Consider the following 18,939-nt stretch of genomic DNA (forward strand, 5'->3'; position numbering starts at 1 on the left):
GTGATTGGGAGTGTCTCGATGTTCGAAAGCCTGAGCGATCGTCTTGGCGGCGTCTTCGACCGCCTTCGCGGCCGGGGTGCGCTGACCGAAGCGGACGTGCGCGCGGCGATGCGCGAGGTACGCGTCGCGCTGCTCGAAGCCGACGTCGCGCTGCCCGTCGCGCGCGACTTTGTCGAGAAGGCGACTGAGAAGGCGATCGGCCAGAACGTCCTGCGCTCGGTCACGCCGGGGCAGCAGGTCGTCAAGATCGTCAGCGATGCGCTGGTCGAGATGCTGGGTGCGGATGCGTCCGAGCTCGATCTGGGCGTCACGCCGCCCGCGATCATCATGATGGTCGGGCTTCAGGGCTCGGGCAAGACGACCACCACCGCCAAGATCGCCAAGCGGCTGTCGGCAGGGCCGGGTGGGCGCGATCGCAAGAAGGTGCTGATGGCGTCGCTCGACGTCAATCGCCCGAACGCGCAGGAACAGCTCGCGACGCTCGGCACGCAGATTTCGGTCGCGACCTTGCCGATCGTCACCGGCCAGCAGCCGGTCGATATCGCACGGCGCGCGATGCAGGCGGCCAAGCTGCAGGGCTTCGACGTCCTGATGCTCGATACCGCGGGTCGCCTCCATGTCGATCAGGCGCTGATGGACGAGATGAAGGCGGTCGCCGACGTCGCGAACCCGGCCGAGATCCTTCTCGTCGTCGATTCGCTGACCGGCCAGGATGCGGTCAACGTCGCGCAGAACTTCTCCGACCAGGTGCCGCTGACGGGTATCGTGCTAACCCGGATGGACGGCGATGCGCGCGGCGGCGCTGCGCTGTCGATGCGTGCGGTTACCGGCAAGCCGATCAAGTTTGCGGGTACCGGCGAGAAGCTCGATGCGCTCGAGGCGTTCCATCCCGAGCGGGTCGCCGGGCGTATCCTTGGCATGGGCGACGTCGTCAGCCTCGTTGAGCGCGCCGCGGAGTCGATTCAGGCCGAAGACGCCGAGCGGATGGCGGCCAAGATGGCCAAGGGTCAGTTCGACATGAACGACCTGCGGGCTCAGCTGGCGCAGATGCAGCGGATGGGCGGGCTCGGTGCGCTGGCGGGGATGATCCCCGGCATGAAGAAGGCGCAGGGCGCGGTTGCGTCGGTCGGCGGTGAGAAAGTTCTCGTCCACATGGATGCGATGATCGGTTCGATGACCATCAAGGAGCGCGCAAAGCCCGAGCTGATAAACGCCAAGCGCAAGATCCGTATCGCCAAGGGCTCCGGCACCACGGTGCAGGAGGTCAACAAGCTGCTCAAGATGCACCTCGAAATGTCGACCGCCATGAAGAAGATCAAGAAGATGGGTGGCATGAAGGGCATGATGGCGATGCTTGGCAAGGGCGGCATGGGCGGCGGTCTTGGCGGCATCGGTAACGCGATCGGCGGGCCGCAGATGGGCGATATGCTCAACAAGGCCGGCGCAGGTGGGCTCCCTGGGGGCAATTCCGGGGGTGGCCTACCGGGCCTGGGCGGGAAGATGCCGCAGCTGCCCGCGGGCTTCGACGATTTTCTGAAGAAGAAATAACCTCTTACTCAACCCCATTACCCCGGCGTTTGCCGGGCGAAACATTAGAAAACGAAGGAAAATATCATGGCAATCAACATTCGTCTCGCACGTGGCGGCTCCAAGAAGCGTCCTTATTACAAGATCGTCGTTGCCGATGCGCGCAGCCCGCGTGATGGCCGCTTCATCGAGAAGATCGGCAACTACAACCCGCTCCTCGCCAAGGACAACGAGCAGCGCGTGCAGCTCGACGCCGATCGCGCGAAGCATTGGCTGAGCGTCGGCGCACAGCCGACCGACCGCGTCGCCCGCTTCCTCGACGCAGCAGGCGTTCTTGAGCGTTCGGCACGCAACAACCCGAACAAGGGCAAGCCCGGCGAGAAGGCCACCGAGCGCGCTGAAGAGCGTGCGACCAAGGCGGCTGAAGCTGCCGAGGCGGAAGCAGCTGCAAAGGCGGCACCTGCTGCCGACGCAGCTGAAGAGCCCGCAACCACCGAGGCATAAGACCGGGAGCGGCCGGGTGTGATACCCGGCCGCTCTTGTTCGCGTCATCCCCGGTCTGACGGGGATGGCGTTTCGAGTGTGGGCCACGCCCGCACCCGAATGGCGGTTCATGCGTTCTTTGTCGGTCCATCACCCACAAGGAGCGCATGATGACCCCCGATCCAGATCCCAGAACAGCCCCCGCACCCGAGGACATCGAAGATGCCAGCAATGAAGGCGTCTCCGCCGACGATCCCGCAGAAGGCGCAGACGACACCCCCGGACCCGACACCGGCTCCGCGCAGGGATAAGGTTACGCTCGCCGTCGTGATCGGCGCGCACGGCATCGGCGGCGAGGTGCGGCTGAAGGTCTTTGCCGAGACCATGTCGGGCTATAAGAGTTTCAACGACGGTACGCTGACGCTCAAGTCGGCGCGCCTTGGCAACAACGGCACGATTGCCCGCTTTGCCGAGGTCGCCGATCGGAACGCTGCGGAGGCGATGCGCGGGACCGAATTGACGGTGCCGCGATCGTCGTTGCCGCCGCTCGAGGATGGCGAATATTACCATACCGACCTGATCGGGCTCCCCGTCGTCTCGACCGATGGCGAGGCGATCGGACGCGTTGTCGCGATCGATAATTTCGGTGCGGGCGACGTGATCGAGATCGAACGGCCGACGGCAAAGCGGTTCATGGTGCCGATGCGCGTCGAGGCGGTTCCAGAGTGGGATGCGGAACGACTCGTAGTCGAGGTGTCCTTCGCTACCGAATAGTTCCTTCGAACTTATTGCTCGCTCACGAAGACGGGGCCCCGGTCTAGGGCCCCGCCTTCGCGGTGAGGCATCCAAAGTCAGCGCCGGATAGGGCGCTGTTCCGACAGCATGTTGCGGATGGTCGTGGCGGCGACGCCGGCTTCGCCCATCGCGTGGCTGATCTGGTCGAGCCCCTTCACGACATCACCTGCCGCGAACAACCCGGGGATCGAGGTGCGCTGGTGGTCGTCGACTTCGAGGCAGCCTTCGTCCGTCGCACGTGCGCCGGCGGCGACGGCAAGTTCCGACCGGATGACCGAGCCTAACGCCGGATAGACGCTGTCGAACGACAGCCGCCCGTCGACCGTGTCGAGCGCGAACCGGCTGTCTTCGATCGCGTAGTTGCCGCAGGGGCCGCCGACGCGGATGATGCCGGCGTCGTCGAGGGCCGCCTCGCAGGCGGGATCGAGATCATGGCCGCCGTCCGGGGCGATCAGCGTCACGTCGGCGGTGTAGCCGCGCAGGAACAGCGCCTCGCGCATGCCGTGGTCGCCGGTGCCGATCACGCCGACGCGCTTGTCGGTGACCTCATAGCCGTCGCAGATCGGGCAGTAGCGGAGCAGCCCGGCCTCCAGGGCCTCGTCATGGAGCGCGTCGGGCATGGCGGGGCGGTTGTTGACGACGCCCGTTGCCAACAGGACGCTGCGGGCGCGGGCGCGGCGGTCGCCGAGGCGGATGGTGAAGCCGTCGTCGTCCACCTCGATCGCATCGACCCGCGCGGCCTCGCGTACCGCTCCATAGGTCTCTGCCTGGGCCAACATCCGGGCGAGGAGGTCGGTGCCGCGGATGCCTTCGGGGTAGCCGGCGTGGTTGTGCGTGCAGGGGATCAGCGCGGCGCGGCTGCTGCCGCAGTCGAACAGCCGGATCGAGAGGTGGAACCGCGCGAGATAGATCGCCGCGGTGAGGCCCGCGGGGCCGGCGCCGATGATGATGCAATCGTCCATCCCGCTATAAGCGCGGCGCGGCGAATCCGTTCCGGTGGCGAAACGCTCGATCGCTATCGCAAGCCGGGCGCGGGAGTGATAGCGGCGTGCGGCATGAGCTATTGTCGTTGGTCGGAAGGCGATCTCCACGCCTATGCGTCGCACACCGCGGACGGGGTGCGCCGGTATGTCGCGCAGGTCGCCGAGCCTGCCATCGAACGGTGCGGGGTGGAGGCGGAGTATGTCGAGGACAGCGCCGACGCTTTTCTTGCACGTTTGAAATGGCTGAAGGTGCGGGGGTGTGAATTCCCCGCCGACGTCGTGCCCCAGGTCCTCGCCGCGGCGCAGGAGGAGGCGCGGCTGGCGCGGCTGGCGGCGGGTGAGCTGCCCTGGGCGGCGACGATCGTGACGCTGTACCCCGAAATGTTCCCCGGGCCGCTCGGCACGTCGCTGGCCGGGCGGGCGCTGGGGGAGGGGCGGTGGTCATGCGAGCCCGTCCAGCTGCGCGATTTCGCGACCGACAAGCATCGCTCGGTCGACGATACGCCGGCGGGCGGCGGCGCGGGCATGGTGCTGCGCGCGGACGTGGTCGCCGCGGCGATCGACAGCGTCGCGGACGGGCGGCCGGTGCTGGCGATGACGCCGCGCGGCAGGCCGCTGACGCAGGAGCGCGTCCGTGAGCTCGCAGCAGGCCCCGGCGTCACCGTGCTGTGCGGGCGGTTCGAGGGGTTCGACGAGCGGCTGTTCGAGGCGCGCGACATCGAGGAGGTGTCGATCGGCGACTATATCCTGTCGGGCGGCGAGATGGGCGCGCTGGTGCTGCTGGATGCTTGCATTCGGCTGCTGCCCGGCGTAATGGGCGCGGCTTCTAGTGGGGATGACGAGAGCTTCGAAACGGGGCTTCTCGAATATCCGCATTATACCCGACCTCAGATATGGGAAGGGCGCACGATCCCGCAGGTGCTGCGATCGGGGGATCATGCGAAGATCGACGCATGGCGCAAACGCCGCGCGGAGATCGATACACGGTCACGGCGACCGGACCTTTGGGAACGCCATGAGGGCGTTCGGGTCCAGTCGCCCTCTGGCGCGCGGCGACACGAGGACTGACTATGAACCTGTTGCAGACGATCGAAGCCGAGAACATCGCGAAGTTCCTGGCCAACAAGACGATCCCCGATTTCCGCCCCGGCGATACGCTGAAGGTCGGCGTGAAGGTCGTCGAAGGCGAGCGCACCCGTATTCAGAACTATGAGGGCGTGTGCATCGCGCGCTCGAACAAGGGCATGGGCAGCAACTTCACCGTGCGCAAGATGAGCTTCGGCGAGGGCGTCGAGCGCGTCTTCCCGCTCTACTCGCCGAACGTCGATTCGATCGAAGTCGTCCGCAAGGGCGCCGTGCGTCGCGCCAAGCTGTATTACCTGCGTGGCCGCACCGGCAAGGCAGCGCGTATCGCCGAGCGTCGCGACATGCGCCCCGCCAAGGGCACCGCAGCCGCCGAGTAATCGGGTCCTGCGAGACGCGATCGAGGGCGCGGGGGCGATGGTCCCCGCGCCCTTTTTCGTGCGCGGCGTCCGGCGTCCGGCGAGAGCAGGGGCGAGGGCCGCGAATGTTGCGAATGTTGAGACGATAACGCGTTTTTTCGCGCGGGGGTGACGACCCCCTGTCGGGCATGACCCGGCGGCCGCAGAGGCGGGGGTGCGAGTCGAGGCTGGATCAGACCAGGCCATGCGGGCAGGCTGCGCCTTTTGCGGCATTTTGGCCAGCAGCGTTCTTTACAGCGGGCGGGGCGATGACGAGCGCCATGGAGGGCCGCCCTCGTGACCCTGGGTCCTGACGTTCGTCAGGATGACGGCGTGGGAGGGTCGGCGGCGCTTGTGACCCTGGGTCCTGACGTTCGTCAGGATGACGGTGTGGGTGGGGTGGCGGCCCGTGTGGATCGTGGGCCGTGGTGTTGAGGCGGGCGACGCAGGGCCGGGTCAGGCGTCGCGCCAGCGGCCGGGGGCGAGATCCGCCAGGGTCCAGTCGCCGATGCTCCAGCGGACGAGGCGCAGCGTCGGGTGGCCGATCGCGGCGGTCATCCGGCGGACCTGGCGGTTGCGGCCTTCGCGGATCGTGATCCTCAGCCAGCAATCGGGGATGCTCGCGCGCACGCGGATCGGGGGCACGCGCGGCCAGAGGTCGGGCGCATCGATCCGTTCGACCTCGGCGGGGCGGGTGGGGCCGTCCTTCAGCACGACGCCGTCGCGCAAGGCATCGAGCGCGGCCTCGCCCGCCTCGCCCTCGACCTGCGCGAGATAGGTCTTGGCCAGCTTGAACTTCGGATCCGCGATCCGCGCCTGGAGGCGACCGTCGTCGGTCAGCAGCAACAGCCCCTCGCTGTCCCGATCCAGCCGCCCCGCCGGATAGACACCGGGCACGTCGACGAACTGCGACAGCGTCGCGCGCGGGGTGGGCGAGCCCGCGTCGGTGAACTGGCTCAGGACGTCGTAAGGTTTGTTGAAGAGGATCAGGCGGGGCATGGCTGCGCTTTAGAGGGGTTGCGGATGGGTTTCGATCGCAGTTGGCGTTTCGCAATACTGTATCGGTGGAGCCGAGGAGGATCGGTTAAAACCCCCGTAAGCACTGCAAAACAAAGGGTATTAAGTTCGGCGTTGGGACCGTTGTGTTTCCCTTTGTACTAGCCGAGGCAAGGCCTTGTGAACACTCTTAAACCAGCGTGTCCGCTGCCGAGATCAGAAACACGATATTGGTCGCAGCGAGGTGAAGTGCATATGCAGCTAGGTAAGACGACACCTCGTTTGGGACTGCGCCCTGACCATGAGCCGCTGCTTTATCTCTAATTTGCGGAAGGCCTGATTGGAGGGTAGCCGTTAGCTGATCAAAGTTTGTATCGAGGTAATCAGGCCAGAGCTTATTATTTCTAGCAACCTTTACTAAATCACTGATCCTTGGGTTCTTATTATAAGCCCACTGTTTCATATCAAAGATGGCTTTGAAGGTACTCTCAACCGCATTTGCAGCGAGCGCTACTGCCTCCTTGTTCTTGCCCGAGCGATAATGTGAATGAGCACTGAGAAACTCTTCCTGAACTCCCTCAAAACCAGTACGAGCTATTAGGTTTAGTGTAGGCTTGACAACCTCTTGATGCACTAATTGACTATCGACACGAGTTAGATTGCTACCCTCGAATTGATAGCCTATGCCAGCCTCACGCAATCGATAGTTTATCTCATCAGCTCGAGTGACAACCTTGACGCTTATGCCTCGAAGTTTACGGATCCGATCATCTTCATAATCATGTTCTTTTATTTTAAATGAAATGATCTCTACAAGGTCAAGAGCGTCTTCGTGACCTACCGCCTTAAATGCTGTCCGAATTTGCTCGGGCATATGCTCGTTGCCCCCGAGCGGGTTAATTCCCTTCTCATGGGAGAAGGTCTCGTCAACCCAAACCCAATTCGAATTACTCAAATACCCCCTACCTTGACGGTAGTGCCTATCTTCACCGAATGCTTTATTTGCGATATTCAGCAACTGCACCCGAAAGGTGTCTGGGACAAAGTCGTAGCGATAAACATCGGACTGACCGGCTTTTGCAATGTCAGATCCACGTTTACTCAATAAGTCAAATCTTGCCACTAAGACCCCTCTCATTGGGCTCGAACCCCTAAAGCCTGGATTTATATAGATATGTGAGAGGGCAATTCAAACAGTTCTGAGCCTCGTCTACGCCGTATGCCCGGTCCCAGCCTCAGGCGATGATGTCACGCCTAGCGCGACTTGCATTATCGCGCGTGGTTCTCCATCCCTGCATGACGTGTCGCAGTCGCCAAACGATCCACCATCGACACTGTCCAGAATGGCCTAACGAGGCTGTGAGAAGCGCCGGCGGGGCGAGGGTGGCGATAACCTCACGCAAAACTAGTGCGAATGCTTTAGGCGGCTATCCCTTTCGGACACATAAGACGTGTTTCCCCGCGAAGGCGGGGATCCAGACTGGGCTCCCGCCTTCGCGGGAGAACAGGGGAGGGCATGGTGTCTTGCGAGCGCCGGCTCGTCGTTGTTCGGGGGATATCGGAGCCGATGCTGTCTCGCACTGACGCCGGTATGATAACGAAAAAGGCCGCGGTGTTTCCACCGCGGCCCGTTCGTTCGATCAGACATTCCGCAACCCTTACTGGTCGAGGAAGCTCCGCATTTTCCGGCTGCGGCTCGGATGCTTCAGCTTGCGCAGCGCCTTCGCCTCGATCTGGCGGATGCGCTCGCGGGTGACGCTGAACTGCTGGCCGACTTCCTCGAGCGTGTGATCGGTGTTCATGCCGATGCCGAAGCGCATGCGCAGCACGCGTTCCTCACGCGGGGTGAGGCTCGCCAGCACGCGCGTGACGGTTTCCTTGAGGTTGGCCTGGATCGCGGCATCGACGGGGATGATCGCGTTCTTGTCCTCGATGAAGTCGCCGAGATGCGAATCCTCCTCGTCGCCGATCGGCGTTTCGAGGCTGATCGGCTCCTTGGCGATCTTCATCACCTTGCGGACCTTCTCGAGCGGCATGGAGAGGCGCTCGGCCATTTCCTCGGGCGTGGGCTCGCGGCCCTGCTCGTGGAGGAACTGGCGGCTGGTGCGGACCAGCTTGTTGATCGTCTCGATCATGTGGACCGGGATGCGGATCGTGCGGGCCTGGTCGGCGATCGAGCGGGTGATCGCCTGGCGGATCCACCAGGTCGCATAGGTGCTGAACTTGTAGCCGCGGCGATACTCGAACTTGTCGACCGCCTTCATCAGGCCGATATTGCCCTCCTGGATGAGATCCAGGAACTGAAGCCCGCGGTTCGTGTATTTCTTGGCGATCGAGATCACGAGACGCAGGTTCGCCTCGACCATTTCCTTCTTGGCGATACGCGCCTCGCGCTCGCCCTTCTGGACCATGTTGACGATCCGGCGGAACTCGGTGAGCGCCATGCCGGTCTGCTGCGTGATGTCGGCGATCTCGGCGCGGATGCGCTCGACCGCCTCGCTCTCGTTGGCGACGAACGCGGTCCACTTCTTGTCGACCTTGTTGACCGTCGCCAGCCAGTTCTCGTCGATCTCGTGACCGATATAGCGATCGAGGAAGTCCTTGCGCGGCACCTTGTGGCGCTCGGCGAGGCGCAGCATCTGACCGCCCAGCGCGGTCAGGCGGCGGTTATAGGCATAGAGCTGATCGACGAGATATTCGATCTTGGCGTTGTGGAACTGGACGCTCTCGACCTCGGCCGTCAGCTCCTCGCGCAGCTTCTGATACTTGCGCTCGTCGGCCGCGGAGAAATCGCCGCCGATGCCCATCGCGTCGACGCGGGCTTGCTGGATCTTGCTGAACTTCTTGTAGAGCGCGGTGATGTTGGCGAAGCGCTCGAGCGCGATCGGCTTGAGCTGTTCCTCCATCTGCGCGAGGCTGAGGGTGTTGTCCTCCTCCTCGTCGTCCGACGCGCGCGGGGCGCGGCGCTCGCCGTCCTCGTCCTCGTCGGCGGACGGCTCTTCGGGCTCGGCCTCTTCCTTGAACGAGGGGCCGGCGTTCTTCTCGCTGATCTCGCCGTCGTCGGCCTCGCCGTCCTCGGTCATCGCCTCGGGCGCGGGGTCCTTGGAGAGCATCGCGTCGAGATCCATGATCTCGCGCAGCTGCATCGTGCCTTCGTTCAGCGCGGTCGACCAGTCGATGATCGCGTTGAAGGTGATCGGCGATTCGCACAGACCCAGGATCATCGTGTCGCGACCCGCCTCGATCCGCTTGGCGATCGCGATCTCGCCCTCGCGGCTGAGCAGCTCGACCGCGCCCATCTCGCGAAGATACATGCGGACCGGATCGTCGGTGCGATCAACGGTCTCCTTCTTCTTCTCGATCGCGGGGCCTGTGTCGGCTTCGGCGTCGGCGGCCTCGGGCTCGTCGTCGTCGTCCTTGGCGGGCTCGGCCTCGCCTTCCTCGCCGGCTTCGTCGTTGTCGACGATGTTGATGCCCATCTCGCTCAGCGCGGCGCTGATGTCCTCGATCTGGTCGGACGACATCTCGCCCTGCGGCAAGGCCTCGTTGAGCTGATCATAGGTGATGTAGCCACGCTTCTTGGCGCGCGCGATGACCTTCTTGATCGACGCATCGTTCATGTCGATCAGTGGCGCATCGCCGGTGTCGTTCGTCTCGGCGGGTTCCGCCATGTTCGCCTTAGCCATCAATCGCCCTCGGTACCCAACGCTCGGGCGTCTTCGTTCGACTGTACAAGATTTGCAAGTCGGACTTCCAACGCCTGTTTCTCTCTTACCATTGCCACTTGTCGTTCGAACGCCTCTTCGGTGAAGTGCGTCTGCATCGCCGCGGTCGCCTGTTTCAGCGCCGCATCGACCTCGGGACGCGCGACCATGATCGCGATCGCCTCGTCTAGGTCGGCGCGGACGCGGGCGGGATCGGCCGTGGTCTGCGTGAACGAGTAGGGCATCGTATCGGCTCGCAACAGGTCACTCGCGACTGAATTGAAACCGGACCTCGCCAATATGGTGAGCAAGCGGCCGCTATCAAGCTTCTGGTCCTCAAGTGCAACATCGACGACCGCCTCGAACAGCCGGCCGAGCGCGCCGTCGATGAGTTGCAGCGGGCCCAGCACCTCCATGTGGCGGGCGATCTCGACCGGATGGCGGATCAGCCCGGCGAGTACCGCTTTTGCGAGCACGCGGTCGATTCCGGTGGCGAGGAAGGCCTTTGCGTCTTCGGTGACCGGCGCGGAAGGCGGCTTCCACCCGCCCTTGGGGCGTTCGCCGCGGGGGACGAAGGGCGCGCGGACGGGTTTGAAATGCTTGTAGAAGCGGTCCTTGAACTCGGACTGATATTCCTGCTTCACCGACGGATCGCCGATGCCCTCGGCAAGCTCGTGGAGGCGGCGCTTGAGGCCGGCGCGCTGTTCGGGGGTGTCGAGGGCCTCGGCGGCGACTTCGGACGCCCAGAGGCGGTCGACGAGTGGCTCGGGGGCCTTCAGCAGCGCCTCGAACGCGCCGGGGCCGCCTGAGCGGACGAGGTCGTCGGGGTCCTGGCCTTGCGGGAGCGTGACGAAGGCGAGGCTGCGGCCGGGGGCGAGCAGGGGGAGCGCGCGGTGGGCGGCCCTGAGCGCGGCCTTCTGGCCTGCAGAATCGCCGTCGAAGCAGAGGAGGGGGACGTCGACCATCCGCCACAGCCGTTCGAGCTGTGCCTCGGTCAGCGCGGTGCCGAGCGGGGCGACCGCTTCGCCAAAGCCTGCCTGGGCGAGCGCGATGACGTCCATATAGCCCTCGACCACCAGCACGCGGCCCGACTTGCGCGACGCGGGGGCGGCGCGGTCCAGATTGTAGAGCGTGCGGCCCTTGTCGAAGAGCGGGGTGTCGGGGGAGTTGAGATATTTGGGCTCGCCGCCGTCGAGCACGCGCCCGCCGAACGCGATCGTCCGGCCGCGCGGATCGCGGATCGGGATCATCAGCCGGCCGCGGAACCGGTCGTACGGGTCCTTGCCCTCGACGTTGATCAGCATGCCCGATTCGACGAGCATCGGGTCGCCGTAGGTCTTGAGCGCGGCCTTGAGCTTGCCGCGGCTGTCGGGGGCGAACCCCATGCCGAATGCGCGCGCGGTCTCGGGGGTGATGCCGCGGCGGTCGAGGAGTGCGCGCGCGTCGTTGCCCGCGAGGCCGTTCAGCTGCTCGACGAACCAGTCCGCGGCGTCGGACATGACCTCGTGCAGGCCCTTGGCGCGTTCGGCCTTGGCGGCGGACTGGCGGTCCATCGCGGGCATGTCGAGCCCGGCCGCCTGGGCGAGCTCCTTGACCGCGTCCATGAACGGCAGGCCGCGCTGGTCGGTCATCCACTTGATCGCGTCGCCATGCGCGGAACAGCCGAAGCAGTGGTAGAAGCCCTTGTCGTCGTTGACGTAGAAGCTGGGCGTCTTCTCGTTATGGAACGGGCAGCAGCCCTTGTGCTCACGCCCGGCCTTGGTGAGCTTGGTGGTCTTGCCGATCAGCGCCGACAGCGACGTACGGCCGCGCAGCTCGTCCAGAAATTGCGGGGTCAGGGCCATGCGCGCGAGTATAGCTTGGTATCACTGTTGGGGTGATACCTGCAATCCGAAGAGGAGAAGAAGCAGGGTTTGTTCGCGCGGAGGCGCGGAGGCGCGGAGGTGTGGCGTTCAGGGCTAATGCTGCGCGTCAGCGCAAATGTCGATCCAGCCTGCCGCTGCGCGGCGATAGTGGTGCGCGCCCGCTCCCGGCGAGCGCAACACCTCCGCGCCTCCGCGCCTCCGCGCGAAAAAATCTTCTTAAGACAGCGCCGCCTTTACCAGGCCGCTCGCCTTGCTCATGTCCAGCTCGCTCGCATGACGCGCCTTCAGTTCGGCCATGACGCGGCCCATGTCCTTCATGCCGGTCGCGCCGAGTTCGTCCTTGATCGTCAGGATCGCGGCCGTCGTCTCCGCCTCGTTCATCTGGGCGGGCAGGAAGCGTTCGATCACCGCGACCTCGGCGGCCTCGGCGTCGGCGAGTTCCTGGCGGCCGCCGTTCGAAAACATTTCGATCGACTCGCGACGCTGCTTCACCATCTTCTGGAGCACTTCGATCACCAGCGCGTCGTCGCTTTCGGGCGCCTTGCCGGTGCGCGCCTCGATGTCGCGGTTCTTGATTGCGGCCTGGATCAACGAGATGGCGTTGCGGCTCTCCTTGTCGCCGGCCTTCATCGCGGTGAGCTGCGCGGCCTTGATGTCGTCGCGAATCATATACGGGTCTTTCAGGCGGTTCGGGATAGCCGGACGCGATAGCGCGTCGAGCCAAGGTTTAACAGATTGACGCTGCGGCACGCCGGCCTTAGCGGACACCACTTAGCGACATCGTCAACGTAAAGAGAGTGCCCAGCCTGATGGCCGACGCCCAGCCTACACCCATGTCTTCGGCAAAGCCCGCCGGCGCGACCGGCGTGCTCGTGCTTGCCAATGGCGACGTGATCTGGGGGCGCGGGTTCGGCGCCGAGGGCGAGGCGGTCGGCGAGGTGTGCTTCCACACCGCGATGACCGGCTACCAGGAGGTGCTGACCGATCCGTCCTTTGCCGGGCAGATGATCTGCTTCACCTTCCCGCATATCGGCAATGTCGGCGCGAACCCCGACGATATCGAGGCGGACGACCCACACGCGCTGGGCATCATCGTCCGCGAGGATGTGACCCAGCCGTCGAGTTTTCGCGCGGTCGAGGGCCTCGACGGCTGGATGAAGCGGCATGCGCGGATCGGCCTGTCGGGGATCGACACGCGCGCGCTGACGCGGCGGATCCGCGTCGGCGGCGCGCCCAACGGCGTGATCGCGCATTCGGCGAGCGGCGAATTCGACGTCGCCGCGCTGCTGGCGATGGCGCGGGGCTGGCCGGGCCTCGAGGGCATGGACCTCGCCAAGGGCGTGTCGACCGAGATGCATTATGGCTGGGGGGATCAGGCGCCGGGCGGCACGTGGCGGCTGGGGTTTGGCTATGGGGAGAGCGGTGCTTCGACTGCGCTCAGCACGAACGGGGAAGGGGATGCGTCGCCCCAACCGTTCGCGCCGGGCGAAGGCGATGCCCCCGTCGCGAGCGCGGCCCGCCCGCATGTCGTCGCGATCGATTACGGGTCGAAGCGCAACATCTTCCGCAACCTCGTCGCGGCGGGGGCTAAGGTGTCCGTCGTGCCCGCCACCGCGACCTATGACGAGGTGATGGCGCTCGCCCCCGACGGCATCTTTCTGTCGAACGGCCCCGGCGATCCCGCCGCTACGGCCGAATATGCCGTGCCGGTGATCCGCGAGCTGCTCGAGACGGGCAAGCCGCTGTTCGGCATCTGTCTGGGCCATCAGCTGCTCGGCCTCGCGGTCGGCGCGACCACGACCAAGATGTTCCAGGGCCACCGCGGCGCCAACCATCCGGTCAAGCGCCTGTCTGACGGCGCGGTCGAGATCACCAGCATGAACCACGGCTTCTCGGTCGAGCGCGACAGCCTGCCGGCCAACGTTCGCGAGACTCACGTGTCGCTGTTCGACGGGTCGAATGCGGGGCTCGAGCTGACCGACAAGCCGGCCTTCTCGGTGCAGTATCATCCGGAAGCGAGCCCAGGGCCGCAGGACAGTCTGTATCTGTTCGAGCGGTTTGTGGGAATGCTATGAAGCTGCTGCTGTTCCTTGCGAGCCTGGTCGTCAGCCAGTCGGCTTGCGCGCAGAAGGGACAGAGCGATGAACAAATCGCCCAGACGTGTCAGATCTCACTCGAAAGCTATCATACAACGCGCGCATTGGTGAAAGCCGGCCCGGTCGGCAAGCTCACCAAAGCGGGCAGATGTTACCTTTCTAGGAATACAGACCGCCGCATCATGCTCGGGTATATTTCCGAGCCGCCAACGGAATCGAAGTAAATGCCAAAACGCACCGACATCACCTCGATCCTCGTCATCGGCGCAGGACCCATCGTCATCGGCCAGGCGTGCGAGTTCGATTATTCGGGCACGCAGGCGATCAAGGCGTTGAAGGAGGAGGGTTACCGGATCGTCCTCGTCAATTCGAACCCCGCGACGATCATGACCGATCCCGAGCTGGCCGACGCGACCTATGTCGAGCCGATCACGCCCGCGATCGTCGCCAAGATCATCGAGAAGGAGCGGCCTGACGCGATCCTGCCGACGATGGGCGGGCAGACCGCGCTCAATACCGCGCTCGCGCTGTTCCATGACGGTACGCTCGAGAAGTTCGGCGTGACGATGATCGGTGCGGATGCCGATGCGATCGACATGGCGGAGGACCGGCTGAAGTTCCGCGACGCGATGGACCGGATCGGGCTGGAAAGCGCGCGCTCGGCGATCGCACATACTGTCGAGGAAGCGCTGGAAGGGCTTGAAAAGACGGGGCTTCCGTCGATCATCCGGCCGAGCTTCACGATGGGCGGATCGGGCGGCGGCATCGCGTATAATCGCGAGGAGTTCATCGCGATCGTCCGCAACGGGCTCGACCTGTCGCCGACCACCGAGGTGCTGATCGAGGAATCGCTGCTCGGCTGGAAAGAGTACGAGATGGAGGTGGTGCGCGACCGCAAGGACAACGCGATCATCATCTGCTCGATCGAGAATGTCGATCCGATGGGCGTCCATACCGGCGACTCGATCACGGTCGCGCCGGCGTTGACGCTGACCGACAAGGAATACCAGATCATGCGCAACGCATCGATCGCGGTGCTGCGGGAAATCGGTGTCGAAACAGGCGGTTCGAACGTTCAGTTCGCAGTCAATCCGAAGGACGGCCGGCTCGTCGTCATCGAGATGAACCCGCGCGTGTCGCGCTCGTCGGCGCTGGCGTCGAAGGCGACGGGCTTCCCGATCGCCAAGGTCGCGGCCAAGCTCGCGGTCGGCTACACGCTCGACGAGATCGAGAACGACATCACCGGCGCGACGCCCGCGAGCTTCGAGCCGACGATCGATTACGTCGTCACCAAGATCCCGCGCTTCGCGTTCGAGAAGTTCAAGGGTGCGTCGAGCACGCTCGGCACCGCGATGAAGTCGGTCGGCGAGGTGATGGCGATCGGCCGCAACATCCATGAATCGATGCAGAAGGCGCTGCGCGGGCTCGAGACCGGGCTGTCGGGCTTCAACCAGGTTGACCATCTGGTCGGCGCGCCGCGCGCGGAGATCGAGGCGGCGCTGGCCGTCGCGACCCCCGACCGGCTGCTGGTCGCCGCACAGGCGTTGCGCGAGGGCTTCACCGTCGCCGAGGTGCACGCGATCGCGAAGTACGATCCGTGGTTCCTCGAGCGGATCGCCGAGATCATCGCGGCCGAGGCCGAGGTGATGAAGGACGGGCTGCCGATCGACGCACAGGGCATGCGCCGCTTGAAGAGCATGGGGTTCAGCGACAAAAGGCTCGCCTGGCTCGCGCTGCAATCCGCCAATCTGCGCGGGATGAACCGCGGGATCGCGCGCGGGTCGGGGCTGATCCATGAGGTCGTCAAGGCGATGACCGGCGGCGTGACCGAGGAGGAGGTGCGCCAGCATCGCCTGAAGCTCGGCGTGCGGCCGGTGTTCAAGCGGATCGATACCTGCGCGGCGGAATTCGACGCCAAGACGCCGTACATGTACTCGACCTACGAGGCGCCGAGCTTTGGCGAGCCCGAGAACGAGTCGGCGCCGACCGACCGGAAGAAGATCGTCATTCTCGGCGGTGGGCCGAACCGGATCGGGCAGGGGATCGAGTTCGATTACTGCTGCTGCCATGCATGCTTCGCGCTTGCCGATGCGGGCTATGAGACGATCATGGTCAACTGCAATCCGGAGACCGTGTCGACCGATTACGACACCAGCGACCGGCTGTATTTCGAGCCGCTGACCGCCGAGGACGTGCTCGAGATCCTGCATGTCGAGGCGTCGAAGGGCGAGCTGGTCGGCGTGATCGTGCAGTTCGGCGGGCAGACCCCGCTGAACCTCGCGCGCGCGCTGGAAGCCGCCGGGATCCCGATCCTGGGGACGACGCCCGACGCGATCGATCTGGCGGAGGACCGCGAGCGGTTCGCGGCGCTGATCACCAAGCTGGGGCTTCGCCAGCCCGCCAATGGCCTTGCGCGCAGCCGCGACGAGGCGGTCGCGGCGGCCGAGCGGATCGGTTATCCGGTGCTGATGCGGCCGAGCTATGTGCTTGGCGGGCGGGCGATGGAGATCGTCGACACGCTGGGGCAGCTCGAGCATTACATCGCGACCGCGGTGCAGGTGTCGGGCGACTCGCCGGTGCTGATCGACCAGTATCTGCGCGATGCGATCGAGGTCGATGTCGACGCGATCTGCGACGGGACCGATGTCGTCGTCGCGGGCGTGTTGCAGCATATCGAGGAGGCGGGCGTCCATTCGGGCGACAGCGCCTGCTCGATCCCGCCTTATTCGCTGTCGGCGGAGATCGTCGCCGAGATCGAGCGGCAGACGGTGGCGCTTGCGCATGCGCTGTCGGTGGTCGGGCTGATGAACATCCAGTTCGCGGTGAAGGACGGGCTGGTCTACCTCATCGAGGTCAATCCGCGCGCGTCGCGCACCGTGCCGTTCGTCGCCAAGGCGATCGGCGCGCCGATCGCCAAGATCGCCGCGCGGGTGATGGCGGGCGAGCAGCTGAAGGACCTGCCCAAGATCGACCGGCATATCGATTATTATGCGGTGAAGGAGGCGGTGTTCCCCTTCAACAAGTTCCCCGGCGTCGATCCCGTGCTGTCACCCGAGATGAAGTCCACCGGCGAAGTCATGGGAATCGATCCCGATTTCACGATCGCCTTCGCCAAGGCGCAGCTCGGCGCGGGGACGATCCTGCCGACCAAGGGGAGCGTCTTCGTCAGCGTGAAGGACAGCGACAAGGCGATGATCGTCGAGGCGGTCAAGGCACTGGTCGACACCGGCTTCTCGATCGTCGCGACCGGGGGCACTGCGGAGCATCTCGCCCGCGCCGGGGTGCCGGTGGAGACGGTCAACAAGGTCGCGCAGGGGCGGCCGCATATCGTCGACCGGATCAAGGACGGCGACATCGCGCTGATCTTCAACACGACCGAGGGGTGGCAGAGCCTGAAGGACTCGCAGCCGATCCGTGCGTCCGCGCTCGGCCAGCGGATTCCCTACTTCACAACCGCGCCCGCCTCGCTCGAGGCGGCCAAGGCGATCGCGAAGCTTTCGACGCACAGCCTTGAAGTACGGCCCTTGCAATCCTATTATTCGCAGTCGCACAACTGATCCCGACATGAGAGCGTGATGTGTGAGCGGGCCGCGTAACGGCTTGCGTTGGGTAATGAATTGGGGACGAGATATGGCGACCGTCGAAAAGATGCCAATGCTGCAAGAGGGCTATGAGACGCTGTCGGCGGATCTGAAGCGCCTCAAGGCCGAACGCCCGACGATCGTCGATGCGATCGAGGAAGCGCGGGCGCATGGCGACCTGTCGGAGAACGCCGAATATCACGCCGCCAAGGAGCGTCAGGGTCAGGTCGAGGCATCGATCTCGGACATCGAGGACAAGCTGAGCCGCGCGCAGATCATCGACCCCAAGGAGCTTTCGGGCGACAAGGTCGTGTTCGGCGCGACCGTCACGCTGCTCGACGAGAACGACAAGCCGGTGAAGTACCAGATCGTCGGCCAGACCGAGGCGAACGCCAAGACCGGCCGGATCTCGTACAACTCGCCGCTGGGTCGCGGGCTGATCGGGCGCAAGCTCGACGAAGAGGTCGAGGTCACGGTGCCCGCCGGCGAGCGCTATTACGTCGTCTCCAAGATCGAGTTCATCTAGGCATCATGACATTTTTCGAGACGCGGGCGACGGCGATCATCACGATCGTGACGGTCGTGATCTCGGGGCTTTTGCTGGTGACCGGCGCGCTGCCCTATTGGGTGGTGAATGCGGGCTTCATCCCGCTCCGGCTGACCGAGCTCGGCATGGCGGGCGGTCACGACTTCGCGATCCCCGCCTGGGCGACGCCGCTGACCGCGGCGCTGCTCCATGGCGGCTGGGCGCATCTCGCGCTCAACCTCGTCATGCTGGTCTATTGCGGCCAGTTCGTCGAGCGGGCGATCGGCACCGCGCAGATCGTCGTCCTCTACATCGTCGGTGCGTATTTCGCAGCCGCCGGTCAATGGGTGCTCGATCCGCGATCGATCGCGCCGATGGTCGGCGCCAGCGGCGCGATCTCCGCGGTCGTGGGCGCCTATGCGCTGCTCTATGGTGAGCGACGCGCGCGCGCGATCGGTCCGGTGCCGGCGGGTGTCGTGCACGTGCTGTGGCTGGCCGCGGCGTGGATCGGCATCCAGCTGATGATGGGGGTCGCGGGATTCGGCGCGTCGGTCGGGGCCAATGGCTCGATCGCGGTCGGCGCGCATATCGGCGGGTTTCTGGCAGGGCTGGTGCTCGCGCGGCCGTTGTTGCTGTGGCGGTACCGGACGGCCTGAGGGGCTTAGTGCCGGCGGTTCACGTGTTGCAGTCGTCTCAAACACGCGCGTCATCCTGACGAAAGTCAGGATCCAGGGTTGCCGGCCATGTCGCCTGTGGCTCTGGATCCTGACTTTCGTCAGGATGACGGGGGTGGAGACGAGCCGGCAGGCAGGTGACGCCGGATGGCGTTTGCGGCTCTGGGTCCCGACTTTCGTCGGGATGACGGGAGGGGGACGGACGTCTTGCGCCAGCCATAGCGGGTT

At 64.9% G+C, this 18,939-nt stretch carries 16 protein-coding genes; 10 read left to right on the forward strand and 6 right to left on the reverse strand.

The genetic code is table 11. The annotated features are described in order from the left end of the window. Nucleotides 1–18 precede the first annotated feature (18 nt). The 3 genes from ffh to rimM all read left to right on the forward strand — a co-directional run bounded on the left by ffh (nt 19) and on the right by rimM (nt 2,784). Nucleotides 19–1,548 (forward strand): signal recognition particle protein, encoded by a 1,530-nt coding sequence (ffh, locus tag IFS44_RS09810; protein WP_166747666.1) that lies wholly within the window; start codon nt 19–21, stop codon nt 1,546–1,548. A gap of 66 nt (nt 1,549–1,614) precedes the next feature. Then, nucleotides 1,615–2,031 (forward strand): 30S ribosomal protein S16, encoded by a 417-nt coding sequence (rpsP, locus tag IFS44_RS09815; protein WP_192098320.1) that lies wholly within the window; start codon nt 1,615–1,617, stop codon nt 2,029–2,031. A gap of 210 nt (nt 2,032–2,241) precedes the next feature. Next, the gene (gene rimM, locus IFS44_RS09820; RefSeq protein ID WP_192098321.1) at nt 2,242–2,784 is read left to right on the forward strand and encodes a ribosome maturation factor RimM; all 543 of its coding nucleotides are present in this window, start codon (nt 2,242–2,244) and stop codon (nt 2,782–2,784) included. Between the two features lie 77 nt (nt 2,785–2,861). Here rimM and IFS44_RS09825 read toward each other — a convergent pair whose 3' ends face one another. Further along, complete coding sequence (locus IFS44_RS09825) at nt 2,862–3,767, reverse strand: NAD(P)/FAD-dependent oxidoreductase (protein ID WP_192098434.1); 906 nt, start codon at nt 3,765–3,767, stop codon at nt 2,862–2,864. A 363-nt stretch (nt 3,768–4,130) separates the two neighbouring features. Between IFS44_RS09825 and trmD the strand changes: the two genes are divergently transcribed. Both trmD and rplS read left to right on the forward strand, forming a co-directional pair. After that, on the forward strand, nt 4,131–4,856 hold the full coding sequence (gene trmD, locus IFS44_RS09830; RefSeq protein ID WP_192098435.1) for a tRNA (guanosine(37)-N1)-methyltransferase TrmD: 726 nt from the start codon (nt 4,131–4,133) through the stop codon (nt 4,854–4,856). Between the two features lie 2 nt (nt 4,857–4,858). Further along, nucleotides 4,859–5,251: a 50S ribosomal protein L19 gene (gene rplS / locus IFS44_RS09835; RefSeq protein ID WP_031395442.1), complete on the forward strand. Its 393-nt coding sequence runs from the start codon at nt 4,859–4,861 to the stop codon at nt 5,249–5,251. Nucleotides 5,252–5,725: 474 nt separating this feature from the next. On the opposite strand, the gene IFS44_RS09840 is transcribed toward rplS, so the two are convergent. The 5 genes from IFS44_RS09840 to IFS44_RS09860 form a co-directional block, all read right to left on the reverse strand. Beyond that, on the reverse strand, nt 5,726–6,268 hold the full coding sequence (locus IFS44_RS09840) for a pseudouridine synthase (RefSeq protein WP_192098322.1): 543 nt from the start codon (nt 6,266–6,268) through the stop codon (nt 5,726–5,728). Between the two features lie 187 nt (nt 6,269–6,455). Continuing rightward, nucleotides 6,456–7,388 (reverse strand): STM4504/CBY_0614 family protein, encoded by a 933-nt coding sequence (locus IFS44_RS09845; RefSeq protein ID WP_192098323.1) that lies wholly within the window; start codon nt 7,386–7,388, stop codon nt 6,456–6,458. Nucleotides 7,389–7,923: 535 nt separating this feature from the next. Continuing rightward, nucleotides 7,924–9,951 carry an RNA polymerase sigma factor RpoD gene (rpoD, locus tag IFS44_RS09850; RefSeq protein ID WP_183935330.1) on the reverse strand — a complete coding sequence of 676 codons (2,028 nt, stop codon included), beginning with the start codon at nt 9,949–9,951 and terminating at the stop codon, nt 7,924–7,926. After that, nucleotides 9,951–11,813, reverse strand: a complete 1,863-nt coding sequence (dnaG, locus tag IFS44_RS09855) for a DNA primase (RefSeq protein ID WP_192098324.1) — start codon at nt 11,811–11,813, stop codon at nt 9,951–9,953. Before dnaG ends, rpoD begins: the two co-directional genes overlap by 1 nt. A 237-nt stretch (nt 11,814–12,050) precedes the next feature. Then, a complete protein-coding gene (locus tag IFS44_RS09860) occupies nt 12,051–12,503 on the reverse strand; it encodes a GatB/YqeY domain-containing protein (protein ID WP_192098325.1) in 453 nt (150 codons plus the stop codon). A gap of 140 nt (nt 12,504–12,643) precedes the next feature. On the opposite strand from IFS44_RS09860, the gene carA reads away from it, so the two are divergent. From carA to IFS44_RS09885, 5 genes are all read left to right on the forward strand, one after another. Beyond that, nucleotides 12,644–13,909, forward strand: coding sequence for a glutamine-hydrolyzing carbamoyl-phosphate synthase small subunit (carA, locus tag IFS44_RS09865; protein ID WP_192098326.1), 1,266 nt, complete (start codon nt 12,644–12,646; stop codon nt 13,907–13,909). Beyond that, entirely contained in the window at nt 13,906–14,154 is a 249-nt protein-coding gene (locus IFS44_RS09870) for a hypothetical protein (RefSeq protein WP_192098327.1), read from the forward strand. Before carA ends, IFS44_RS09870 begins: the two co-directional genes overlap by 4 nt. After that, nucleotides 14,155–17,487, forward strand: coding sequence for a carbamoyl-phosphate synthase large subunit (carB, locus tag IFS44_RS09875; protein WP_192098328.1), 3,333 nt, complete (start codon nt 14,155–14,157; stop codon nt 17,485–17,487). 73 nt (nt 17,488–17,560) lie between these two features. Next, nucleotides 17,561–18,037, forward strand: coding sequence for a transcription elongation factor GreA (gene greA / locus IFS44_RS09880; RefSeq protein WP_031394601.1), 477 nt, complete (start codon nt 17,561–17,563; stop codon nt 18,035–18,037). Between the two features lie 5 nt (nt 18,038–18,042). Further along, nucleotides 18,043–18,693, forward strand: coding sequence for a rhomboid family intramembrane serine protease (locus IFS44_RS09885; protein ID WP_031440186.1), 651 nt, complete (start codon nt 18,043–18,045; stop codon nt 18,691–18,693). Nucleotides 18,694–18,939: the final 246 nt, after the last annotated feature.

Source organism: Sphingomonas sp. CFBP 13706, from assembly GCF_014842355.1.
In the GTDB taxonomy this organism is placed as follows: Bacteria; Pseudomonadota; Alphaproteobacteria; order Sphingomonadales; family Sphingomonadaceae; genus Sphingomonas; species Sphingomonas aerolata.